Source organism: Marinobacterium sp. xm-g-59 (assembly GCF_013283315.1).
GTDB lineage: Bacteria > Pseudomonadota > Gammaproteobacteria > Pseudomonadales > Balneatricaceae > Marinobacterium_E.
Window position 1 is genome coordinate 343,061 of the sequence record NZ_WBYR01000002.1, and the last position, 22,408, is coordinate 365,468.

Consider the following 22,408-nt stretch of genomic DNA (forward strand, 5'->3'; position numbering starts at 1 on the left):
TTGCTTTATAGAGGCGGAAGAAAATGAAGCCTATTATAGATAAGACCTTCAAAACCATTGAGATCATCTTAATGATCTCACTATTCCTAATGGTGGCTCTCACCTTTGCAGATGTATTAGGCCGTCGTCTATTTAATACTCCCATTTACGGTGCACACGATTTAACCGAACACTTTATGGCTGTTATTGTATTCACCGGTTTGCCTCTACTCACTGCAGCGAGAGGTCATCTCTGCGTCGACCTATTAGATGGATTCCTAATGAAGGATAGTCTGAACTGGTGGCACTTCTTAATTCGCTGCCTTGTAGCAGCTGCATTAGGTTTGATTGGTTATCAATTTGTCATTGCGGCCTTGGATGCAACTGAGATTCACGAAGTGAGTCATGAGCTTCTAATTCCACGCAGTTACATGTACTACCTATTTGCTTTCGGCTCATTTACAGCAGGTTTAGCAAGTCTATTACCGGCTAGACACCATTCAGATATCACATCCGAGGAACCAATATGACTCTTGGTTTAATCTGCCTAGGGCTAGTGCTAGTACTGGCATTTTTAAGAGTGCCTTTGGCCTTCTCTCTTCTAACCGTTAGTTTCTTTGGTATTGCTTGGGATTATGGCTATTCGACGTCGATCACTATGCTCTCCATGACCATATCAGACGCTGTATTTTCATACGATCTAGCCGTGGTACCCCTGTTTATATTGATGGGTAACATCCTATCTAAAACGGGAATAGCGGCGGATTTATTCAGAGCAGCCAATGCTTATCTAGGACACATTAGAGGTGGACTAGCCCTCTCTACGATGGTGACCTGTGCCGGATTTAGCGCTGTATGCGGATCGAGTCTTGCAACGGCCGCTACCATGTCAAAAGTCGCCTACCCCAGTATGAAAAAATACGGATATTCGGATTCTCTGGCATCTGCGTCAATAGCAGCTGGTGGCACTCTGGGTATTCTTATACCGCCATCAATTATTCTAATGATCTATGGCATTCTGACACAGACAAACATTGGGGAACTGTTCATAGCCGGTGTTGTGCCGGGATTATTAGGACTAGCATTTTATATGTTAGCAATATACGTCGTAGCACTCTTCAAGCCAGAACATGCACCACGAGGCGATCGATCAGACGCTAAAGAGAAGGTTGAATCCTTAAAAGGAGTGTGGCCATTCTTTATGCTGTTTATTCTGATATTTGGAGGCATCTACGCGAAGGTATTCACAGCTACAGAAGCAGCTGGCATGGGGGCAGGATTTGCCTTAATCATAGCTGTTTGGCAAAAACGGATGACCTGGGCGAAGTTAAAAAACATCTTCTTAGATGCATCTTTTACCTCCGTCATGCTCTACTCTGTCCTATTTGGCGCTATGCTGTTCGCAAAATTTGTATCTTTCTCAGGGCTAGCCGAAGGTATATTGAGTGCAGTAGAGGCTTCAGGTCTGAGTAATTATGAATTGATCGCTCTGATCATGATCATATTCCTACTGTTAGGATGTGTAATGGATTCACTGGCCATTATTTTGATCTGTGTACCTCTATTCGTCCCAATCGTACTCGCTAATGGATTCGATCTTATTTGGTTCGGCATTATTGTCGTGGTCGTTACTGAAATAGCCCTAATTACCCCACCGATTGGCATGAACGTATTCGTTCTTAAGGCGACACTGCCCAATGTATCATTTGCATCGATTTTCAAAGGGCTAGTTCCTTTTATTGGTGTCGATTTACTAAGGCTAATTCTATTAATAGCAGTACCAAGCCTATCACTGGGATTAGTAGAAATGATGCGATGATCCACTATTAGGTCACTAAAATCACAAAGGGCGCTTTACGATTGGTAACCGTAAAGCGCCCTTTTTATTTGCAGTTGTAATGAATTTAAGCCTACATAAGCGCAGGTAAAACTTAATGAACTGGACATATATAAGACAGCGTTCAATCAACCATAATGCATGGACAGACGCTATTTAAAAACAAAACAAGTGGAAGGTAACGCTAGAAACAAAAAACCCGGCACAAGCCGGGTTTTTTATGGATCAACACAGTGCTTAGTCTTCAGAAGACTCAGCAACTGGACGATCAACTAGTTCTACGTAAGCCATTGGAGCCGAATCACCAGCACGGAAACCGCACTTAAGGATACGAACATAGCCGCCTGGGCGAGTAGCGTAACGCTGACCCAGTTCGTTGAATAGTTTACCTACTGCTGCATCGCTACGTGTACGGGCAAAAGCCAGACGACGGTTAGCAACAGAGTCGTTTTTCGCCAATGTGATTAGTGGCTCAACAACAGAACGAAGTTCTTTAGCTTTTGGCAGAGTTGTTTTGATCAATTCGTGCTCGATCAAAGAAACTGCCATGTTCTTGAACATCGCTTTGCGGTGTGAGCTGGTACGATTCAAATGACGACCAGATTTACGATGACGCATCTTATCTATCCTTTAAAACTTAGCTAAGTCGACTTAAGAAGCCACTTTGTCGTCGCCTTTAAGAGAAGCTGGTGGCCAGTTCTCAAGACGCATACCTAGCGACAGACCTTTAGACGCAAGAACGTCTTTGATCTCTGTAAGTGACTTTTTACCCAAGTTCGGAGTTTTTAGCAGTTCAACTTCGGTACGCTGAATTAGGTCACCGATGTAGTAGATCTGCTCAGCCTTCAAACAGTTCGCGGAACGCACAGTTAGCTCAAGATCATCAACAGGACGAAGAAGTACTGGATCGATCTCTGGCTCTGCTGGCTCAGACTTCGCTTGTTCGCTTGCATCTTCAAGGTCAACAAATACTGCTAGCTGTTGCTGCAGAATCGTTGCTGCACGACGGATGCACTCTTCTGGATCGATTGTGCCGTTAGACTCAATATCGATAACCAGTTTGTCTAGGTCTGTACGCTGTTCAACACGCGCAGCTTCAACTGCGTAAGAAACACGTAGTACTGGGCTGTAGCTAGCGTCTAGCTGCAGACGGCCAATAGCACGTGTCTCATCGTCTTCACTAGTACGAGCATCAGCAGGTACGTAGCCGCGACCGCGGGAAACAGTTAGGCGCATGTTCAGACTGCCAGCGCTAGTTAGCGTAGCAATCACGTGTTCCGGATTAGCGATTTCAACGTCTTGGTTTAGCTGGATATCTGCAGCTGTAACTGCACCAGGACCCGACTTGTTGATTGTCAGCACCGCTTCGTCGCCGTTGTGCATGATGATCGCAACACCTTTAAGGTTCAGGAGGATCTCAATGACATCTTCCTGAACACCTTCGATGCTGCTGTACTCATGCAGAACACCGTCGATTTCTACTTCTGTAATTGCACAACCTGGCATAGAAGATAGAAGGATACGGCGCAGCGCATTACCCAAGGTGTGACCGAAGCCACGCTCTAGAGGTTCCAATGTAACCTTAGCGCGAGTCTTGCTAATCTCCTGTACGTCGATGTGACGTGGGCTTAGAAACTCATTTACTGAACTCTGCATAGTTCCACCGTTTAATTAAAAATTACTTAGAGTAAAGTTCGACGATCAACTGTTCGTTGATCTCAGCTGGTAGTTCTGCGCGTTCTGGCATGGCTTTAAAAGTGCCTTCCATTTTTGCAGAGTCAACTTCAACCCACTCTACCGGTGCACGCTGTGCAGCCAGTTCCAACGCCGCTTTAATACGTAGTTGGTTTTTAGCTTTTTCACGTACTGCAACCACATCGCCCGCTGCTACTTGGTAAGAAGCAACGTTTACTACTTCACCGTTAACAGTGATTGAGCGGTGAGAAACGATCTGACGTGCTTCAGCACGTGTAGAGCCGTAACCCATGCGGAATACAACGTTATCCAAACGGCTTTCAAGAAGTTGCAGAAGGTTTTCACCTGTAGCGCCTTTACGACGTGCTGCTTCTTTGTAGTAGCCGCGGAATTGCTTTTCTAGTACGCCGTAGATACGACGAACTTTCTGTTTTTCACGAAGCTGTAGACCGTAGTCTGACAAACGACCGCGACGAGCGCCGTGTACGCCAGGTACAGTTTCAGCCTTGCACTTGCTGTCTAGTGCGCGAACACCGCTCTTAAGAAAGAGATCAGTGCCTTCGCGGCGAGACAACTTGCACTTAGGTCCAATATAACGAGCCATAATTACTTACCGTCTCCAGATTAAACGCGACGTTTCTTCGGAGGGCGACAACCATTGTGTGGAATAGGTGTCACATCCGTGATGTTTGCGATTTTGTAGCCACAAGCGTTCAGTGCGCGCACTGCAGACTCACGACCTGGTCCAGGACCCTTCACAAACACGTCTAGGTTTTTCAAGCCGTACTCTAGTGCAGCTTGACCAGCACGTTCAGCAGCAACCTGTGCAGCGAACGGCGTGCTCTTACGAGAACCACGGAAGCCAGAGCCTCCAGAAGTTGCCCAAGAAAGAGCATTACCTTGACGATCGGTAATAGTAATAATGGTGTTGTTAAAAGAAGCGTGGATGTGCGCAAGGCCATCCGCAACTTGCTTTTTAACTTTTTTACGTGTGCGATTACTCGGCTTAGCCATAGTTAGTAATTCCTATCGCTTACTTACGGATCGGTTTACGTGGGCCCTTACGGGTACGTGCGTTAGTTTTAGAACGCTGTCCGCGCACCGGTAGATTACGACGGTGACGGATACCACGGAAACAACCAAGGTCCATAAGACGCTTAATATTCATGTTGACTTCACGACGAAGGTCGCCTTCAACAGTCAACTTAGTAACTTCACCACGAACATTGTCGAGTAGCTCTTCAGAAAGATCGCCAACTTTAGTCGTTGGATCGATACCTACTGTGTCACAAATCTGCTGTGCAGTTGTGCGGCCGACTCCATAAATGTAAGTCAGTGAAATTACCGCGTGCTTGTTGTCAGGAATATTGACGCCAGCTATACGGGCCATTCAATGTACTCCATTAGTTAATTATTCGCTTCCAGCAAGAACTGGGTACGAAATTACATTCAGTTCGTGGAAGGCGCGCAATTATACGGGTTGATTATTATTAAATCAACCCATGCGCCCTTCCGCCTCGTTTACAGCTTAGGATTAACCCTGACGCTGCTTGTGACGAGGTTCAACCTTACAGATCACGCGAACGGAACCGTTACGACGTACGATCTTACAGTTACGGCAAATTTTCTTAACAGATGCGCGTACTTTCATAATTCACCTCAATGGTTTAACGCAGTAGACCTGCGCCACCCTTTAGATTCGACTTCTTCATCAATGATTCATACTGGTGTGACATAAGGTGCGATTGCACTTGTGCCATGAAGTCCATTACCACGACTACGACGATCAGTAACGAAGTACCACCGAAGTAGAAAGGTACGTTCCATGCAACTACCATCGCCTGTGGCATCAGAGATACCGCAGTGATGTAAAGAGCACCAAACAGAGTAAGGCGGCTCAATACTGAGTCGATGTAACGAGCAGACTGTTCACCTGGACGAATACCTGGGATGAAAGCACCCGATTTCTTCAGGTTATCTGCCACTTCACGAGGATTAAACATAATCGCCGTGTAGAAGTAACAGAAAAATATAATTGCTGCCGAGAACAACAGAATGTACAGCGGCTGGCCTGGGCCTAGAGCCAATGCAACATCCTGAAGCCAATCCATACCCTCACTCTGACCAAACCATTGGCCTAGAGATGCAGGGAATAGCAGAATAGAGCTTGCGAAGATCGGTGGGATAACACCCGCCATGTTGACCTTCAAAGGCAAGTGGCTAGTTTGGCCCGCGTAAACGCGGTTACCCTGCTGGCGTTTTGCGTAGTTAATAGTAATACGACGTTGTGCGCGTTCCATGAACACGACAAAACCAACCGTCGCAACCGCTAACACAGCAATTGCTAGCAGCGCCAGGATGTTAAGATCACCCTGACGAGCCGATTCAAAGGACTGACCGATCGCACCAGGAAGACCCGCTACGATACCAGCAAAGATCAGAATCGAGATACCGTTACCGATACCACGTTCAGTGATCTGCTCACCAAGCCACATTAGGAATACTGCACCAGCGACCAGTGTAATAACAGCTACAAAGTAGAAGTTAAACGCTGTGCTAAATGCCACACCCTGATTAGCTAGACCAACAGTCATACCCAAACCCTGAACAGTTGCTAGTGCAACTGTACCGTAGCGTGTGTATTGGTTGATCTTACGGCGACCAGCTTCACCCTCTTTCTTCAACTGTTCAAGCTGAGGGCTAACCGCTGTCATCAACTGCATGATAATCGATGCAGAGATGTACGGCATGATACCTAGAGCCAGGATCGACATGCGCTCGAGTGCACCACCCGAGAACATGTTGAATAGGCTTAGGATCGTACCCTGGTTCTGATCAAACAGAGCAGCAAGACGATCTGGGTTAATACCCGGAACTGGAATATGCGCGCCAATACGATACACAATGATCGCAATCGCAACGTAACGTAGACGAGCCCAAAGCTCACCTAGTCCGCTTGCATTTCCTGCTGGTACTTGTCCTTTAGTTGCCATTACGCTTCTACCTTACCACCGGCAGCTTCGATTGCAGCTAGAGCGCCTTTAGTCACTTTAAGACCTTTAACGGTAACTGCTTTAGTAATTTCACCAGACAGAATTACACGTGCAGAGGTGATCTCTTCACGGATAATGTCAGCCTGTTTAAGCGCTGCGAGGTCAACTACGTCAACACCGCAAGCAGCCAATTCGTTTAGACGAATTTCAGCTACGTAACGCGCTTGGCGAGATGTGAAACCAAATTTTGGCAGACGACGCTGCAAAGGCATTTGACCGCCTTCAAAACCTGGCTTAACACTACCGCCTGAGCGAGATTTAAGACCCTTGTGACCACGACCACCAGTCTTACCTAGGCCGGAGCCGATACCACGTCCAACACGCTTAGGAGCGTGCTTAGAACCGGCACCCGGGCGAAGAGTATTCAAACGCATTTGGGTGACTCCTCTATTAGTCTTCTACACGAAGCATGTAGTTGACTTTGTTAATCATGCCACGAACTGCAGGAGTGTCTTCCAACTCAACAGTGTGGTTCATGCGACGTAGACCAAGACCTGTTAGGGTAGCTTTATGCTTCGGAATGATACCGATTGGGCTGCGTACCAAAGTGATTTTAACTGTATTAGCCATCGATTAGTTCCCCAGGATCTCTTCGACTGACTTACCGCGCTTAGCTGCAACATCTTCAGGAGACGCCATAGACGCAAGACCTTTAACAGTCGCGCGAACAACGTTCACTGGGTTAGTTGAGCCGTAGCACTTAGCCAATACGTTTTCTACACCAGCCAGTTCAAGAACTGCACGCATCGCGCCACCGGCGATAACACCAGTACCTTCAGATGCAGGCTGCATGTAGACCATTGAAGCACCGTGACGTGCTTTGATTGGGTACTGCAACGTGTGACCGTTTAGAGAAACGCTCACCATGTTACGACGTGCTTGTTCCATTGCCTTTTGAATTGCAACAGGTACTTCGCGCGCTTTACCGCGACCAAAACCAACACGGCCATTGCCGTCACCAACTACAGTAAGAGCTGTAAAGCCGAAGATACGACCACCCTTAACTACTTTGGCTACACGGTTTACCTGAACAAGCTTCTCTTGCAGTTCACCGTCTTTCTGTTCGTGATTTGCCATAATAGAAACCTTTAGAATTCCAAACCGCCTTCACGTGCAGCGTCTGCTAGAGCAGCTACACGACCGTGGTATTTAAAACCAGAGCGGTCAAACGCTACCTGGCTAACACCTGCTTCTTTTGCACGGCTAGCGATCAGAGTACCGACCTTTTTAGCCGCTTCGATGTTACCAGTTGCGCTTTCACGCATATCTTTTTCAACTGTAGAAGCTGCAGCAAGAACTGTAGCGCCATCTGCAGTTACGATTTGCGCGTAGATATGGCGCGGTGTGCGGTTAACACACAGACGTGCAGTACCGATCTCACGCATTTTAGCGCGTGAACGACGAGCACGACGTAAACGAGATTCTTTTTTAACGTTCATAACCCTGCCTTACTTCTTCTTAGCTTCTTTACGGCGAACAAATTCGTCGCTGTAACGAACACCTTTACCTTTGTATGGCTCAGGTGGGCGGAAACCACGAACTTCAGCAGCAACCTGGCCTACAACTTGTTTGTCGGCACCAGAGATGACAACAGTCGTTTGGTTAGGTACTTCTGCCTTGATACCTTCAGGCAGTGCGTACTCTACTGGGTGTGAGAAACCCAGAGTCAGGTTTAGAGTGCTTCCAGAAACCGCAGCACGGTAACCAACACCGATCAGTGTTAGCTCTTTTTTGAAGCCTTCGCTAACACCAGTAACCATGTTGTTAACGATAGAACGAGTTGTGCCAGCCAGTGCAACAGATTGTTTAGCACCGTCACGAGTACCGAAGTTCAATGCACCTTCAGCCTGTTCAACAGTAACTGATGGGTGTACTTCGTGTGATAGCTGACCATTTTTGCCTTTAGCGCTGATCGTCTGGCCAGAGATTGAGATCTCTACACCAGCAGGCACAGCAACAGGCGCTTTAGCGATACGTGACATCGTAAATCCCCTTAGAATACTGTGCAGATCACTTCACCGCCGATACCAGCAGCGCGCGCAGCGCGATCGGTCATTACACCTTTGCTAGTAGAAACGATTGCGCAACCTAGGCCATCTGATACTTTTGGAAGATCAGATGCAGATTTGTAGATACGTAGAGATGGCTTAGATACTCGCTTGATCTCTTCGATAACTGGCTTGCCTTCGAAGTATTTCAGTTCGATAGACAGCACAGGCTTAACGTCACCTTCAACTGAGTAACCGTTGATGTAACCTTCTTCTTGAAGAACCGCTGCGATAGCAACTTTCTGCTTTGAAGATGGCATAGCAACAGCAACTTTCTCAGCCATGTGACCGTTGCGGATGCGTGTGAACATATCCGCGAGCGTGTCTTGCATGCTCATGCTTTTACTTCCTCTCTTGTGCAGCGTAGTGCGGTAGCCCCGTCATCACTGACGTGGCCCTGACCACTACGCTTACCGTTAACTAACCGGTGGATTACCAGCTAGCTTTCTTAAGGCCTGGTACGTCGCCGCGCATTGCAGCTTCGCGTAGCTGGTTACGGCAAAGACCGAACTTGCGGTAAACCGCATGTGGACGACCTGTTACCTGACAGCGACGCTGTTTACGTACTGGGCTAGCGTCACGTGGCAGTTTCTGCAACGCAACTTGTGCTTCCCACACTTCATCTTCAGAAGAAGCTGGTGAAGCGATGATAGCTTTCAGAGAAGCGCGTTTCTCAGCGAACTTAGCCGCTAGTTTTTCGCGCTTAACTTCACGCTCCCACATAGATACCTTAGCCATATCTTATCCCTTCCTTATTTCTTGAACGGGAACTGCAGTGCAGTCAAAAGAGCACGACCTTCGTCGTTTGTCTTCGCAGTTGTCGTGATAGTAATATCAAGACCACGGATCGCGTCTACTTTGTCGTAGTCGATCTCTGGGAAGATGATCTGCTCTTTAACACCCATGCTGTAGTTACCACGGCCGTCAAATGACTTAGGGTTAAGACCACGGAAGTCACGGATACGTGGAACCGCAACGTCAACTAGACGGTCTAGGAATTCCCACATACGCTCGCCGCGTAGAGTAACCTTACAACCGATTGGCCAACCTTCACGAACTTTAAAGCCCGCTACAGATTTACGAGCCAACGTAACAACAGGCTTCTGACCAGCGATTGCAGTCATATCATTTACTGCATTCTCTAGAAGCTTCTTGTCTGCCAGTGCTTCACCAACACCCATGTTAAGAGTGATTTTAGAAACACGTGGAACAGCCATTACGTTTGGCGAATTCAATTCTTCTTTAAGACTCTGTTTGATCTGAGTCTCGTAAAGCGCTTTCAATCTAGACATCTGTTCTACTCCTCTTACTCAACGATTTCGCCAGTTGATTTGTAGAAGCGAACTTTAGTGCCGTCTTCAAGAGTCTTGAAGCCTACACGGTCGCCTTTACCAGTCGCAGCGTTAAAGATAGCAACGTTAGAAGTCGCGATAGCCGCTTCCTTCTCAATGATGCCACCTGGTTGCTGAAGCATAGGGTTTGGCTTCTGGTGTTTTTTCACCATGTTGATGCCAGACACGATCAAACGATCGTTTTCAAGTACGCGAGAAACTTTGCCACGCTTACCTTTGTCTTTACCTGCGATAACGATGACTTCGTCGTCACGTTTAATCTTGCGCATTTTAATTTACCTTCGTTTCCTACTACCTTCCTCATGCTGAAAAACGCCAAACTCGTTAGAGCTTGACGTTTTCCTTAAAAACTTCGAATTTTTCGAGGTTTTATAGCACTTCAGGCGCCAGGGAAATGATCTTCATGAACTTCTCAGAGCGAAGCTCACGCGTTACTGGGCCGAAGATACGAGTTCCGATTGGAGCGTCGTTCGCGTTCAAAAGAACCGCTGAGTTAACATCAAAACGGATCAATGAACCATCGGGACGACGAACACCTTTACGGGTACGTACTACGACAGCTTTAAGTACTTGGCCTTTTTTAACTTTGCCACGAGGAATCGCTTCTTTAACCGATACCTTGATAACATCGCCAACGTTAGCGTAACGACGGTGTGAACCGCCTAGTACTTTAATACACTGCACTCGCTTAGCGCCGCTGTTATCAGCGACATCAAGCATCGTTTCAGTTTGAATCATGGTTTACTCCACAATCTCTAGTGCCTCATTCGACCCTCAATCGACCGTCGAATAAGGCGGCTAGTGAAGCAAAGGTGCAATAGTTTACACCTTTGCTCCACGTTCTTCAATGCGTACCAATGACCAAGACTTAGTCTTAGACAGAGGGCGACTTTCCGCGATTGTCACTAGGTCACCCGCTTGGCATTCATTCTTCTCATCGTGTGCGTGCAACTTAGTTGAACGCTTCATGAATTTACCGTAGATCGGGTGCTTTTCCTTGCGCTCAACCAACACAGTGATGGTCTTATCCATCTTGTCACTGATAACTTTACCAGTAACGGTACGAGTACGTTTTTCAGCGCTCATTTAGTCACCTGCTTTTTGGTTAAGTACTGTCTTAACGCGAGCGATGTCGCGACGAACCTGACCCAACATGTGAGTCTGTGCCAACTGGCCAGTAGCCTTTTGCATACGCAAGTTAAACTGATCCTTTAGGAGAGTCAGCAATGTTTGCTGAAGCTCTTCTACGGATTGATCACGTAGTTCAGTAGCTTTCATTACATCACCGTCCGTTTAACTACAGTTGTTGAAAGCGGAAGCTTAGCTGCCGCTAGTTCAAAGGCTTCTTTCGCGAGTTGTTCAGGTACGCCTGCCATTTCAAACAGCACTTTACCTGGTTGGATCTGAGCGACCCAGTACTCAACGTTACCCTTACCTTTACCCATACGTACTTCTAGTGGCTTACCTGTGATCGGCTTGTCTGGGAAGACACGGATCCAGATTTTACCACCACGTTTTACGTGACGAGTCATGGTACGACGAGCTGCTTCGATCTGACGCGCTGTGATGCGACCACGTTCGGTCGATTTCAGTGCGAATTCACCAAAGCTAACGCTGCTGCCGCGTTGAGCCAAACCGCGGTTGCGGCCTTTCATTACCTTACGGAATTTTAGACGCTTAGGTTGCAACATGTTCCGCTACCTCACTTCGCTTTCTTCGCAGGTGCATTTTTCTCAGCGCGTACCTGTTCGATACCACCAAGAACTTCACCTTTGAAGATCCAAGTTTTGATGCCGATCACACCGTAAGTAGTGTGGGCTTCGTATGTAGCGTAGTCGATATCTGCACGTAGAGTGTGTAGAGGTACACGACCTTCACGGTACCACTCAGTACGCGCGATCTCAGCACCACCTAGACGGCCTGCAAGAGAGATCTTGATACCTTTTGCACCAGCACGCATTGTGTTCTGTACGGCGCGCTTCATAGCACGACGGAACATAACACGACGCTCTAGCTGACCTGCAATGTTCTGCGCAACTAGCTTCGCATCCATATCTGGCTTGCGAATCTCTTCGATGTTGATGTGAACTGGCACACCCATCATCTTAGAAACAGTTGAACGTAGAACTTCTACGTCTTCACCTTTTTTACCAATCACGATGCCTGGACGCGCCGTGTGGATGGTGATTTTCGCATTCTGTGCAGGACGCTCGATTTCGATACGGCTTACAGATGCTTTTTCTAGCTGCTTCTCAAGGTACTTACGTACTTCAAGGTCATTCAACAGCTTCTTCGCGTAATCGGCTTTGTCCGCATACCACACAGAAGTATGGTCTTTTACGACACCAAGTCGAATACCGGTTGGGTTAACTTTTTGACCCATGATTAAATCTCCTAGTACTCAGCTCTTAGTCTGCGACCTTAACAGTGATATGACACGAGCGTTTCAAAATACGATCAGCTCGTCCCTTAGCACGCGGACGGATACGTTTCATGGTCATGCCTTCATCAACGAAGATAGTCGCAACGCGAAGTTCGTCAATGTCAGCACCTTCATTGTGCTCTGCGTTAGCAATAGCAGACTCAAGCACTTTCTTAACCAGGTGTGCACCTTTCTTGGTGCTGAACGCCAAAATATTCAGAGCTTCGCCAACAGATTTGCCGCGGATCTGGTCAGCAACCAGACGAGCTTTCTGAGCGGAGATGCGGGCGCCGTTATGCTTTGCAATAGCTTCCATCATCAACTCCTATTACTTCTTAGCCTTCTTGTCTGCAACGTGGCCTTTAAAGGCACGAGTCACTGCAAACTCACCCAGCTTATGACCGACCATATCTTCAGTAATGAATACTGGGACATGCTGACGGCCGTTATGTACCGCAATCGTCAAACCGACAAAGTTCGGAAAGATTGTAGAACGGCGAGACCAAGTTTTAATTGGCTTACGATCGCTGTTCTCGATTGCAGCTTCTACCTTTTTCAACAAGTGAAGGTCGATAAATGGACCTTTCTTAAGTGAACGTGGCACAGCTGATTCCTCTTACTTAGCCTGACGACGACGTACGATAAGCTTATCAGTACGCTTGTTCTTACGGGTCTTGTGGCCCTTAGTCGGAACACCCCATGGAGTCACTGGGTGACGACCACCTGATGTACGACCTTCACCACCACCGTGTGGGTGATCGACTGGGTTCATCGCCACACCGCGGACGGTAGGACGAACACCACGCCAGCGCGTAGCACCAGCTTTACCCAAGCGACGTAGGCTATGTTCACCATTACCTACTTCACCAAGAGTCGCACGACACTCAGACAACACTTTGCGCATTTCGCCAGAACGTAGACGTAGAGTCGCGTACTGACCTTCACGAGCAACTAGCTGAGCTGAAGTACCCGCAGAGCGAGCCATCTGTGCACCCTTACCAGGCTTCAATTCAACACAGTGAACAGTCGAACCTACAGGTACGTTGCGCAAAGGCATACAGTTACCTGGTTTAAAGTCAGCCTGTTCGCCAGACATCAGAGCAGCACCTGCTTCAACGCCCTTAGGAGCGATGATGTAGCGACGCTCACCATCTGCGTACTTCAACAGAGCGATGTTCGCAGAACGGTTTGGATCATATTCCAGACGCTCAACGACAGCAGGAATGCCATCTTTGTTGCGACGGAAGTCGATTACACGGTAAGCCTGCTTGTGACCACCACCAATGTGACGCGTAGTGATGCGACCATTGTGGTTACGACCACCAGACTTAGATTTCTTTTCAACCAACGCTGCAAAAGGCTTACCTTTGTGAAGGTTTTGGCCTTTAACAGAAACGACGTGACGACGTCCTGCAGAGGTTGGCTTAGCTTTAACAGTTGCCATTTCTTAACCCCTCCTTATTCGCCAGCAGCCAGAAAATCGATTTCTGAACCGTCAGCTAGACGAACGTATGCTTTGCGAACATCGTTGCGCTTACCCATGCCACGCATAGTACGCTTCGTTTTACCTTTCGCATTAAGCACGTTCACGTTTGCAACAGTCACGTTGAACAGCTGTTCAACAGCAGCCTTGATTTCAGGCTTAGTTGCATCGTTAGCGACACGGAATACCACTTGTTGAGTATCTTCCGCTACGATCGTTGCTTTCTCAGAGATGTGTGGTCCGAGTAGCACTTTGTAGATGCGTTCCGGGTTCATGCAAACACCTCCTCGATCTTCTTAAGAGCTGGGACAGTCACAACGACTTTATCGAAACCGATTAGGCTCACTGGATCGATACCTGCCGCATCACGTACGTCAACGTGTGGTACGTTACGAGCAGCAAGGAATAGGTTTAGATCAACCTCTTCAGTGATAACCAAAGCGTTGCTTAGGTCAAACTCTTTCATTTTTGCTAAGAACTGCTTAGTTTTTGGAGCTTCGACAGCGAAGTCTTCAACAACAACTAGACGCTCTTGGCGAACCAACTCAGACAAGATAGAACGCATCGCAGCGCGGTACATCTTCTTGTTAACTTTCTGAGAGTGGTCACGTGGAGTAGCAGCGAATGTTACGCCACCAGTACGCCAGACAGGAGAACGAGTAGTACCCTGACGAGCACGACCTGTACCTTTTTGACGGAATGGCTTAGCACCACCACCAGCTACAGCTGAACGGTTTTTCTGAGCTTTAGTACCCTGACGCGCACCTGCCATGTAAGCAGTTACAACCTGGTGTACTAGAGCTTCATTAAACTCTTTGCCAAACGCAGTATCGGCTACTTCAACCGAACCCTTGGCACCAGTTAGATTCAAATTCATGACAATCTCCCTTAGCCGCGCGCTTTAACAGCTGGTTTAACGATGACGTCACCACCAGGAGCACCAGGTACGGCACCCTTGATTAGCAGCAGGCCGCGCTCAGCATCTACGCGTACAACCTCAAGGCTCTGTACGGTAGAACGCTCTGCACCCATGTGCCCAGCCATCTTTTTACCTTTAAAAACGCGACCCGGAGTTTGGCACTGACCAATTGAACCCGGAGCACGGTGAGAAAGTGAGTTACCGTGAGTCATATCCTGAGTACGGAAGTTGTGACGCTTAACGCCACCCTGGAAGCCCTTACCCTTAGATTGACCAGTTACATCTACTTTTTCGCCTGCTTGGAAGCGCTCAACAGTAAGTGCATCACCTACGTTGATTTCCTCATCACCCTTCGCGCGAAACTCCCACAAACCTGCACCCGCTTCAACGCCTGCCTTAGCAAAATGACCAGCTTCTGGTTTAGAAAGGCGGTTAGCCTTCTTAGTACCAGTAGTCACTTGTACAGCAGCGTAACCGTCAGTTTCGACAGTTTTAACGCAAGTCACTCGGTTCGGTTCCACCTCGATGACGGTGACTGGCACGGACACGCCGTCTTCAGTGAAGACACGGGTCATGCCCGCTTTACGTCCGATAAGTCCTAATGACATTTTATATACCTCTTGCCAGTTGTGTACGGGGCTGTTACCCACTACGGCTACCCTTTTCAGGGGTATTCCACAAATAGCGCTTCATTAATAAAAAATTAATAAATCTGCGCGTGCTATTAGCCTAGGCTGATCTGCACTTCTACACCCGCTGCGAGATCTAGCTTCATTAGAGCATCAACTGTTTTTTCAGTTGGCTCAACGATGTCTAGAACACGCTTGTGCGTACGAATTTCGTACTGATCACGCGCGTCTTTGTTGACGTGCGGAGAGACCAATACGGTGTAACGCTCTTTGCGAGTAGGAAGTGGGATCGGACCACGGACCTGAGCACCAGTACGCTTTGCAGTTTCAACGATCTCCTGAGCCGAAGTATCGATCAGACGATGGTCAAAAGCCTTCAAGCGGATTCTGATTTTTTGGTTCTGCATTTTGATCACGCATTTCCTAAAATATTAAATAAACGGCAATAGCCGACCTCCCCTCAAATGAAGGGACGCAAATTCTACTTGAGTTTTGGGCTGTAGGTCAACTAAAGATTTGCCAAATGATTGGTGCGTAATTAGACAGCGGATGACAGGCTGAAAGCCAGTCACCGGAGCACCTAACCACCTACGCAGTATCGGTGACTGGCTTCAGCCTGTCACCCGCTTTACCAGCAACCACCCAACTCAGTTTTGGTGACTGGCTTCAGCCAATCATCCGCCTTCCCAGCGCGCATTTTTTCCCATTTACGGTGACTGGCTTCAGCCTGTCATCCACCCTAGCAACAAACACCCAATCCCAAACTACGGGCATAAAAAAACCCGCTCGAGAGCGGGTTTCTTTTAGAAGATTATCAGCAATTAAGCGATGATCTTAGATACAACACCTGCACCTACAGTACGGCCACCTTCGCGAACTGCGAAACGTAGACCTTCGTCCATAGCGATTGGGTTGATTAGTGTAACGTTCATCTTAACGTTATCACCAGGCATTACCATTTCAACACCTTCTGGAAGCTCTACAGCACCAGTGATGTCAGTTGTACGGAAGTAGAACTGTGGACGGTAGCCTTTGAAGAATGGAGTGTGACGACCGCCTTCATCTTTGTTTAGTACGTATACTTCACCTTCGAACTGAGTGTGAGGAGTTGTAGTACCAGGAGCACATAGAACCTGACCACGTTCAACTTCGTCACGCTTAGTACCACGAAGAAGGATACCACAGTTCTCGCCTGCACGACCTTCGTCAAGAAGCTTACGGAACATCTCAACACCAGTACAAGTAGTCTTAGAAGACTCACGGATACCAACGATATCGATCTCTTCACCAACTTTAATGACACCACGCTCGATACGACCAGTTACTACAGTACCACGACCAGAGATCGAGAATACGTCCTCGATTGGCATTAGGAATGGCATGTCTACTAGACGCTGTGGTTCTGGGATGTAAGAGTCTAGCGCTTCAACTAGTTTCTTAACAGCAGTAGTACCTAGTTCGTTGTCGTCCTGACCGTTAAGAGCCATTAGAGCAGAACCAGCGATGATTGGAGTATCTTCGCCTGGGAAGTCGTAAGTGTCTAGAAGTTCAACGATTTCCATCTGAACTAGCTCTAGCATCTCTTCGTATTCTTCAGTACCAACGCCGCCACAGTCTTCAGCAAGAAGGTCAGCTTTGTTTAGGAATACTACGATGTAAGGTACGCCAACCTGGCGAGAAAGAAGGATGTGCTCACGAGTCTGTGGCATTGGACCATCAGTCGCACCACAAACTAGGATAGCGCCGTCCATCTGTGCAGCACCAGTGATCATGTTCTTAACGTAGTCGGCGTGCCCTGGGCAGTCAACGTGCGCGTAGTGACGGATGTTTGAATCGTACTCAACGTGAGAAGTGTTGATCGTGATACCACGCTCACGCTCTTCAGGAGCTTTATCGATACCGTCGAATGCGACAGCCTCACCACCGAAAACTTCTGCACATACACGAGTAAGTGCTGCAGTTAGAGTTGTTTTACCGTGGTCAACGTGGCCGATAGTACCAACGTTAACGTGGGGCTTGGAACGTTCAAATGCTTGCTTAGCCACGAGCTTAATTCCTGTGTTAGGTTTAAAAAAATAAGAAGACTGCCAATTCGAGTTAGCAATCCTACTGGGCGCGAAATTTTAACGTCATTGCCTATATAGTCAAGCAATGTGATCAATTTTCTTTAAAAAAGATCTCTCCAACCGGTTTAAGGCAAATAATAAGCCTGTTCGTTTTTACTTATACATATATATGTCACATCTTTTTGGTTACATTTCGATCAGCTATTCCATCGAGGCTTATACAAGCGTATAATCTCGCGACTTTTTAAAACGTCCATGAATTCGAGTGAGAACATGACTGATCTAAACAAATACCGAAATATAGGCATCTTCGCCCACGTTGATGCGGGTAAAACCACAACTACTGAGCGTATCCTGAAACTAACAGGTAAGATCCACAAAACTGGTGAAGTACACGAAGGTGCTGCTACTACCGACTTCATGGAACAGGAGCAGGAGCGTGGTATTACTATCCAGTCTGCAGCAACGACCTGTTTCTGGAAGGACCACCGTTTCAACATCATCGATACTCCTGGGCACGTTGACTTCACTGTAGAAGTTTACCGTTCTCTTAAAGTACTTGATGGTGGTGTTGGTGTATTCTGTGGTTCAGGCGGTGTAGAACCTCAGTCTGAAACTAACTGGCGCTACGCGAACGAGTCAGAAGTTGCACGTGTTATCTTCGTCAACAAACTTGACCGTATGGGTGCTGACTTCTACCGCGTTGTAGACCAGATCAAAAACGTACTAGGTGCAAACCCACTTGTATGTACTCTTCCTATCGGTACTGAAGATCAGTTCGTGGGTGTTGTAGACGTTCTGACTAAGAAAGCTTACGTATGGGATGATTCTGGCCAGCCAGAAAACTACGAAATCCAAGACGTTCCTGCTGACATGGTTGACGACGTGGAGATGTACCACGAGCAACTAATCGAAACAGCGGTTGAACAAGACGACGATCTAATGATGGCTTACATGGAAGGCGAAATGCCATCTATCGAAGACATCAAGCGCTGTATCCGTAAAGGTACTATCGCTCTAGACTTCTTCCCAACATTCTGTGGTTCTGCATTCAAGAACAAGGGTGTTCAGCTAGTACTAGACGCAGTGGTTGACTACCTACCAAGCCCAACTGAAGTTGATCCACAGGATCTAACAGACGAAGAAGGTAACGCAACTGGCGAGAAAGCGATCGTATCACCAGACGAGCCTCTACGTGCGCTAGCATTCAAGATCATGGATGACCGCTTCGGTGCTCTAACCTTCGTACGTATCTACTCTGGCGTACTGAACAAAGGTGACACAATCCTTAACTCTGCAACAGGTAAGACTGAGCGTATCGGCCGCATGGTTGAGATGCACGCAGACGAGCGTAACGAACTATCTTCTGCAACGGCGGGTGACATCATCGCGATCGTTGGTATGAAGAACGTACAGACTGGTCACACTCTATGTGATCAGAAGCACCCATGTACTCTTGAAGCCATGGTCTTCCCAGAGCCAGTAATCTCGATCGCTGTTGCACCTAAAGATAAAGGCGGCTCTGAGAAAATGGGTATCGCAATCGGTAAGATGGTTGCAGAAGATCCATCATTCCGCGTTGAAACTGACGAAGATTCAGGCGAAACCATCCTTAAAGGCATGGGTGAGCTTCACCTAGACGTTAAAGTCGACATCCTTAAGCGTACATACGGCGTTGAGCTAAACGTAGGTAAACCACAGGTTGCTTACCGTGAGTCGATCACTATCCCAGTTGAAGATAGCTACACGCACAAGAAACAGTCGGGTGGTTCAGGTCAGTTCGGTAAGATCGACTACCGCATGAAGCCAGGTGAGCCTGGTTCTGGTTTCACATTCAGCTCTTCAGTTGTTGGTGGTAACGTTCCTAAGGAATTCTGGCCAGCTGTTGAGAAAGGCTTCGCGTCTATGATGCAAGAAGGTACGGTTGCAGGCTTCCCAGTTGTGGACGTTGAAATCGAACTGTTCGACGGTGGCTTCCACGCAGTCGACTCTTCTGCTATCGCATTCGAAATCGCAGCGAAAGGCGGCTTCCGTCAATCTATGCCAAAAGCGGGCCCACAGCTTCTTGAGCCTGTGATGAAAGTTGACGTCTTCACTCCTGAAGATCACGTTGGTGATGTTATCGGTGACCTTAACCGTCGTCGCGGCATGATCAAAGACCAGGAAGCTGGCGTAACTGGCGTTCGCATCAAAGCAGACGTACCTCTATCTGAGATGTTCGGCTACATCGGTCACCTACGTACTATGACATCGGGTCGTGGTCAGTTCTCTATGGAGTTCAGCCACTACTCACAGTGTCCAGCTAACGTAGCAGAGACTGTTATCGCTGAAGCGAAAGAGCGTAAAGCGAACAAGTAATTCGCCCAACGCAAAAAACCCCGCCATCGCAAGATGCCGGGGTTTTTTAATGCCCACTTTTCAATTAATCGCGGCCTTTTTAAGACCACTCCAACAAGCGCTGAGTGTTGGAGCTTTATCGCAGATGAAGCGATAAGCTAATTGCATCACCATCACCAAGTGGTACACTATATGGTACATAAATGGAGGGCATTATGATTACTCTAAACGCAACCGAAGCACGCAAATCTTTCTTCGACATCATTAAACGAACCAATCAGCAGCATGAAATCGTTGAGGTTCAACATAAAAACGGCAAGTCCGTAATCATGTCGTCTGAAGAGTATGAAAGCCTACAAGAAACTCTACACCTCCTATCGCAAGAGGGTTTTGCCAAGGCGTTTAAAGAGGCTGTTGAAGAGGCCAACAGCGGCAAGACGGACAGCTTTGATAATGTTTTCGGTGAGTCATTGTGACCGACAGACGTTACGACATAGAGCTAACCAAACAAGCCCAAAAAGACATTAAGAAACTATCACCGAAGCTGAAAGAGAAACTCAAAGATATACTAAGGAACAAGATTGCAGTGGATCCGTTATCAGGAAAAGCACTGCTAGGCGACTTAGCCGGTTATTACTCGGTAAGACTCACCTTTCAGGACAGAATTGTCTATCGAATCGAAGATGGGCGCTGTGTGGTGATTATTATTCGGGCTAAGACACACTATGGTGATTAGATCGCGGCCTTTTTAAGACCGCTCCAACTGGCGCTGAGTGTTGGAGCTTTATCGCAGATGAAGCGATAAGTTAACTCGTCAATAACGAACAAAACGGAATAAAGTCGTAACGCTCACCCGCTTTGATCTCTACATCCGCTGGCAAGTGCAGCAAACCATCAGCATTCAACGCTGAGGATAGAACACCCGAACTCTGATTTACGACACGCTGTGCGACGCCATCATGCAGCTCCACACGCATATACTCATCGCGCGACTGGGCAGCTCGTAAAACTGAGGTTTCAACTGGAATGCGTAACGCTGGCTTATACACAGCCCCCTGAAGATACATCAAGCAAGGACGCGCCAGCAGCGAGAAGGTCACCAAGGCTGACATGGGGTTTCCAGGCAGACCAAAAATAGGGGTCTGCCCTACCCGACCCGCGGCAAAGGGCTTACCCGGACGAATTCGAATACGCCACAAGTTAAGGGAACCCAACTCATCGATCGCACTCTTAACGTGATCCTCCTCACCTACTGAGACACCGCCCATAGTCAGAATCGCATCCGCCTGCTCTGAAGCTGTAATCAATGCATCACGAGTCGCCTGATGATTATCAGCCACCTGGCCCATATCGATCACATCAAAGCCTGCTTGATGAAGCAGCTCAACCAACATGGGACGATTAGAGTTGTAGATCTGCCCAGGTTGCAGAGCAACACCGGGCTCTACTAGCTCATCACCCGTTGAAAGCAGCGCTACCTTTAATGGCTTGAAGACCTTTACATGAGTAATACCGGTTGAGGCACAGATACCTAGAGCAGGTGCTGTCAGTCGAGCACCTGCCTCGACAATCACTTCACCGGCCGTAATATCCAAACCGGCCGCTCGAACATTCTCGGCCACTTTGGCCGTTTGCAGAATACGCACGCCCTTGTCACAGAGCTCGGTATTCTCCTGCATTACTACACAATCCGCACCGTCCGGAAGTTCGGCACCGGTAAAGATTCTAGCCGCGGATCCGCTAATTAATGGCGTAGTAACTGAGCCAGCAGGAATGCGTTGTGATATAGCCAGTTCGGTACCCGCGATTGCATCTTTGGCGGCCAGCGCATACCCATCCATCGCGGAGTTCGCTTTAGGCGGAACATTGATCGAAGCGACCACCGATTCCGCTAAAATTCGGCCTGCTGCATCATTCAGCGTGACCGTTTCTATCTCTGCAATAACAGAGAGCTGATCAAACAGCGCTTGGCGCGCATCATCCAGTGGAATCAACGGCTTCATTGCCGACATTACTCTGCTGCCTCAATAGCTAGACGCTGCTCTTTTACCTGTTCAAGCAACGCCACGAAGTTACATGGACGGTGGCGGTTATCAAGCTGTGACTCAATGATGCTCCAGCCAGTGCGACAAGCACCGGTTGAACCTGGCATACAGACGATCAACGTTCCATTAGCCAGACCAGCAAAGACGCGTGACTGAATCGTCGAGGTACCGATCTCATCCCAAGAGACCTTACGGAACATCTCTCCAAAGCCTTCGACCTCTTTATCGAATAGCACCTTAAGTGCTTCCGGCGTTGAATCGCGCATCGCAAATCCAGTACCACCGGTACTTAACACAACCTGCACTTCAGGATCCGCAATCCAGTGTGAAACCTGTGCACGCAATAGATAGACATCATCCGGCAACAGTGCGCGATCGATCAGGGTATGCCCTGCCTCAACGGCTGCATTCGCTAGAAAGTCACCCGAGGTGTCGTTCGACTCGTTACGAGTGTCCGATACGGTCAATACTGCAACATTCAGACTGACAAACTCTTTACCGTTACTGCTCATTGTCTCTCCAAGCTCATACAAAGGGTTAGTT

36 protein-coding genes are annotated in these 22,408 nt (G+C 47.9%); 5 read left to right on the forward strand and 31 right to left on the reverse strand.

Annotated features, from left to right (window positions below):
• Positions 1-23: 23 nt before the first annotated feature.
• Entirely contained in the window at positions 24-509 is a 486-nt protein-coding gene (locus tag XMG59_RS04105; RefSeq protein ID WP_173482919.1) for a TRAP transporter small permease, read from the forward strand.
• Entirely contained in the window at positions 506-1,798 is a 1,293-nt protein-coding gene (locus tag XMG59_RS04110) for a TRAP transporter large permease (RefSeq protein WP_173494768.1), read from the forward strand. The genes XMG59_RS04105 and XMG59_RS04110 overlap by 4 nt, the downstream gene beginning before the upstream one ends.
• Positions 1,799-2,053: 255 nt before the next feature.
• Here the strand turns inward: XMG59_RS04110 and rplQ are convergent, their stop codons facing one another.
• The 29 genes from rplQ to tuf form a co-directional block, all read right to left on the reverse strand.
• The gene (gene rplQ / locus XMG59_RS04115; protein ID WP_173480333.1) at positions 2,054-2,434 is read right to left on the reverse strand and encodes a 50S ribosomal protein L17; all 381 of its coding nucleotides are present in this window, start codon (positions 2,432-2,434) and stop codon (positions 2,054-2,056) included.
• A 33-nt stretch (positions 2,435-2,467) separates the two neighbouring features.
• Complete coding sequence (gene rpoA / locus XMG59_RS04120) at positions 2,468-3,472, reverse strand: DNA-directed RNA polymerase subunit alpha (RefSeq protein ID WP_173480332.1); 1,005 nt, start codon at positions 3,470-3,472, stop codon at positions 2,468-2,470.
• A gap of 22 nt (positions 3,473-3,494) precedes the next feature.
• Positions 3,495-4,115 carry a 30S ribosomal protein S4 gene (rpsD, locus tag XMG59_RS04125; RefSeq protein ID WP_173480331.1) on the reverse strand — a complete coding sequence of 207 codons (621 nt, stop codon included), beginning with the start codon at positions 4,113-4,115 and terminating at the stop codon, positions 3,495-3,497.
• 20 nt (positions 4,116-4,135) lie between these two features.
• Positions 4,136-4,525: a 30S ribosomal protein S11 gene (gene rpsK / locus XMG59_RS04130; protein WP_173480330.1), complete on the reverse strand. Its 390-nt coding sequence runs from the start codon at positions 4,523-4,525 to the stop codon at positions 4,136-4,138.
• Between the two features lie 19 nt (positions 4,526-4,544).
• Positions 4,545-4,901 (reverse strand): 30S ribosomal protein S13, encoded by a 357-nt coding sequence (gene rpsM, locus XMG59_RS04135; protein ID WP_173480329.1) that lies wholly within the window; start codon positions 4,899-4,901, stop codon positions 4,545-4,547.
• Between the two features lie 144 nt (positions 4,902-5,045).
• Positions 5,046-5,162, reverse strand: a complete 117-nt coding sequence (gene rpmJ / locus XMG59_RS04140) for a 50S ribosomal protein L36 (RefSeq protein WP_007021200.1) — start codon at positions 5,160-5,162, stop codon at positions 5,046-5,048.
• Between the two features lie 16 nt (positions 5,163-5,178).
• Positions 5,179-6,504, reverse strand: a complete 1,326-nt coding sequence (gene secY, locus XMG59_RS04145; protein ID WP_173480328.1) for a preprotein translocase subunit SecY — start codon at positions 6,502-6,504, stop codon at positions 5,179-5,181.
• The gene (gene rplO / locus XMG59_RS04150; protein ID WP_173480327.1) at positions 6,504-6,938 is read right to left on the reverse strand and encodes a 50S ribosomal protein L15; all 435 of its coding nucleotides are present in this window, start codon (positions 6,936-6,938) and stop codon (positions 6,504-6,506) included. The genes secY and rplO overlap by 1 nt, the downstream gene beginning before the upstream one ends.
• Positions 6,939-6,954: 16 nt before the next feature.
• Positions 6,955-7,134 (reverse strand): 50S ribosomal protein L30, encoded by a 180-nt coding sequence (rpmD, locus tag XMG59_RS04155; protein WP_173480326.1) that lies wholly within the window; start codon positions 7,132-7,134, stop codon positions 6,955-6,957.
• A gap of 3 nt (positions 7,135-7,137) precedes the next feature.
• Positions 7,138-7,641 carry a 30S ribosomal protein S5 gene (rpsE, locus tag XMG59_RS04160; protein WP_173480325.1) on the reverse strand — a complete coding sequence of 168 codons (504 nt, stop codon included), beginning with the start codon at positions 7,639-7,641 and terminating at the stop codon, positions 7,138-7,140.
• An 11-nt stretch (positions 7,642-7,652) separates the two neighbouring features.
• A complete protein-coding gene (gene rplR / locus XMG59_RS04165; RefSeq protein ID WP_173480324.1) occupies positions 7,653-8,003 on the reverse strand; it encodes a 50S ribosomal protein L18 in 351 nt (116 codons plus the stop codon).
• A gap of 9 nt (positions 8,004-8,012) precedes the next feature.
• On the reverse strand, positions 8,013-8,546 hold the full coding sequence (gene rplF, locus XMG59_RS04170; RefSeq protein ID WP_173480323.1) for a 50S ribosomal protein L6: 534 nt from the start codon (positions 8,544-8,546) through the stop codon (positions 8,013-8,015).
• An 11-nt stretch (positions 8,547-8,557) separates the two neighbouring features.
• Positions 8,558-8,950 (reverse strand): 30S ribosomal protein S8, encoded by a 393-nt coding sequence (gene rpsH, locus XMG59_RS04175; RefSeq protein ID WP_173480322.1) that lies wholly within the window; start codon positions 8,948-8,950, stop codon positions 8,558-8,560.
• Between the two features lie 94 nt (positions 8,951-9,044).
• Complete coding sequence (rpsN, locus tag XMG59_RS04180; RefSeq protein ID WP_173480321.1) at positions 9,045-9,350, reverse strand: 30S ribosomal protein S14; 306 nt, start codon at positions 9,348-9,350, stop codon at positions 9,045-9,047.
• A gap of 14 nt (positions 9,351-9,364) precedes the next feature.
• Positions 9,365-9,904, reverse strand: coding sequence for a 50S ribosomal protein L5 (gene rplE, locus XMG59_RS04185; protein ID WP_173480320.1), 540 nt, complete (start codon positions 9,902-9,904; stop codon positions 9,365-9,367).
• 14 nt (positions 9,905-9,918) lie between these two features.
• Positions 9,919-10,233, reverse strand: coding sequence for a 50S ribosomal protein L24 (rplX, locus tag XMG59_RS04190; RefSeq protein WP_173480319.1), 315 nt, complete (start codon positions 10,231-10,233; stop codon positions 9,919-9,921).
• A 100-nt stretch (positions 10,234-10,333) separates the two neighbouring features.
• Positions 10,334-10,702, reverse strand: a complete 369-nt coding sequence (gene rplN, locus XMG59_RS04195) for a 50S ribosomal protein L14 (protein ID WP_173480318.1) — start codon at positions 10,700-10,702, stop codon at positions 10,334-10,336.
• 84 nt (positions 10,703-10,786) lie between these two features.
• A complete protein-coding gene (gene rpsQ / locus XMG59_RS04200; protein ID WP_173480317.1) occupies positions 10,787-11,050 on the reverse strand; it encodes a 30S ribosomal protein S17 in 264 nt (87 codons plus the stop codon).
• On the reverse strand, positions 11,051-11,242 hold the full coding sequence (gene rpmC, locus XMG59_RS04205) for a 50S ribosomal protein L29 (protein ID WP_173480316.1): 192 nt from the start codon (positions 11,240-11,242) through the stop codon (positions 11,051-11,053). It lies immediately after the preceding gene.
• Positions 11,242-11,655 (reverse strand): 50S ribosomal protein L16, encoded by a 414-nt coding sequence (gene rplP, locus XMG59_RS04210; protein ID WP_173480315.1) that lies wholly within the window; start codon positions 11,653-11,655, stop codon positions 11,242-11,244. Before rplP ends, rpmC begins: the two co-directional genes overlap by 1 nt.
• Before the next feature lie 11 nt (positions 11,656-11,666).
• The gene (gene rpsC, locus XMG59_RS04215; RefSeq protein ID WP_173480314.1) at positions 11,667-12,347 is read right to left on the reverse strand and encodes a 30S ribosomal protein S3; all 681 of its coding nucleotides are present in this window, start codon (positions 12,345-12,347) and stop codon (positions 11,667-11,669) included.
• Between the two features lie 25 nt (positions 12,348-12,372).
• Complete coding sequence (gene rplV, locus XMG59_RS04220) at positions 12,373-12,702, reverse strand: 50S ribosomal protein L22 (protein ID WP_173480313.1); 330 nt, start codon at positions 12,700-12,702, stop codon at positions 12,373-12,375.
• 12 nt (positions 12,703-12,714) lie between these two features.
• Positions 12,715-12,990 carry a 30S ribosomal protein S19 gene (gene rpsS, locus XMG59_RS04225; protein ID WP_173480312.1) on the reverse strand — a complete coding sequence of 92 codons (276 nt, stop codon included), beginning with the start codon at positions 12,988-12,990 and terminating at the stop codon, positions 12,715-12,717.
• Between the two features lie 12 nt (positions 12,991-13,002).
• Positions 13,003-13,830 carry a 50S ribosomal protein L2 gene (rplB, locus tag XMG59_RS04230; protein ID WP_173480311.1) on the reverse strand — a complete coding sequence of 276 codons (828 nt, stop codon included), beginning with the start codon at positions 13,828-13,830 and terminating at the stop codon, positions 13,003-13,005.
• Between the two features lie 14 nt (positions 13,831-13,844).
• Positions 13,845-14,144: a 50S ribosomal protein L23 gene (rplW, locus tag XMG59_RS04235; protein ID WP_173480310.1), complete on the reverse strand. Its 300-nt coding sequence runs from the start codon at positions 14,142-14,144 to the stop codon at positions 13,845-13,847.
• Complete coding sequence (rplD, locus tag XMG59_RS04240; RefSeq protein ID WP_173498266.1) at positions 14,141-14,746, reverse strand: 50S ribosomal protein L4; 606 nt, start codon at positions 14,744-14,746, stop codon at positions 14,141-14,143. The genes rplW and rplD overlap by 4 nt, the downstream gene beginning before the upstream one ends.
• A gap of 11 nt (positions 14,747-14,757) precedes the next feature.
• Entirely contained in the window at positions 14,758-15,396 is a 639-nt protein-coding gene (gene rplC / locus XMG59_RS04245) for a 50S ribosomal protein L3 (RefSeq protein WP_173480308.1), read from the reverse strand.
• Between the two features lie 116 nt (positions 15,397-15,512).
• Positions 15,513-15,824 carry a 30S ribosomal protein S10 gene (rpsJ, locus tag XMG59_RS04250; protein WP_173480307.1) on the reverse strand — a complete coding sequence of 104 codons (312 nt, stop codon included), beginning with the start codon at positions 15,822-15,824 and terminating at the stop codon, positions 15,513-15,515.
• A gap of 414 nt (positions 15,825-16,238) precedes the next feature.
• Positions 16,239-17,462, reverse strand: a complete 1,224-nt coding sequence (tuf, locus tag XMG59_RS04255; RefSeq protein ID WP_173480306.1) for an elongation factor Tu — start codon at positions 17,460-17,462, stop codon at positions 16,239-16,241.
• A gap of 294 nt (positions 17,463-17,756) precedes the next feature.
• Between tuf and fusA the strand changes: the two genes are divergently transcribed.
• The 3 genes from fusA (at position 17,757) to XMG59_RS04270 (ending at position 20,556) form a co-directional block, all read left to right on the forward strand.
• Positions 17,757-19,841, forward strand: coding sequence for an elongation factor G (gene fusA / locus XMG59_RS04260; RefSeq protein WP_173480305.1), 2,085 nt, complete (start codon positions 17,757-17,759; stop codon positions 19,839-19,841).
• 194 nt (positions 19,842-20,035) lie between these two features.
• Complete coding sequence (locus XMG59_RS04265; protein ID WP_173480304.1) at positions 20,036-20,296, forward strand: type II toxin-antitoxin system Phd/YefM family antitoxin; 261 nt, start codon at positions 20,036-20,038, stop codon at positions 20,294-20,296.
• Complete coding sequence (locus tag XMG59_RS04270) at positions 20,293-20,556, forward strand: type II toxin-antitoxin system RelE/ParE family toxin (RefSeq protein WP_173480303.1); 264 nt, start codon at positions 20,293-20,295, stop codon at positions 20,554-20,556. Before XMG59_RS04265 ends, XMG59_RS04270 begins: the two co-directional genes overlap by 4 nt.
• A gap of 70 nt (positions 20,557-20,626) precedes the next feature.
• On the opposite strand, the gene glp is transcribed toward XMG59_RS04270, so the two are convergent.
• Both glp and moaB read right to left on the reverse strand, forming a co-directional pair.
• A complete protein-coding gene (glp, locus tag XMG59_RS04275) occupies positions 20,627-21,832 on the reverse strand; it encodes a gephyrin-like molybdotransferase Glp (RefSeq protein WP_217363680.1) in 1,206 nt (401 codons plus the stop codon).
• Positions 21,832-22,377 carry a molybdenum cofactor biosynthesis protein B gene (moaB, locus tag XMG59_RS04280; RefSeq protein ID WP_173488488.1) on the reverse strand — a complete coding sequence of 182 codons (546 nt, stop codon included), beginning with the start codon at positions 22,375-22,377 and terminating at the stop codon, positions 21,832-21,834. Before moaB ends, glp begins: the two co-directional genes overlap by 1 nt.
• Positions 22,378-22,408: the final 31 nt, after the last annotated feature.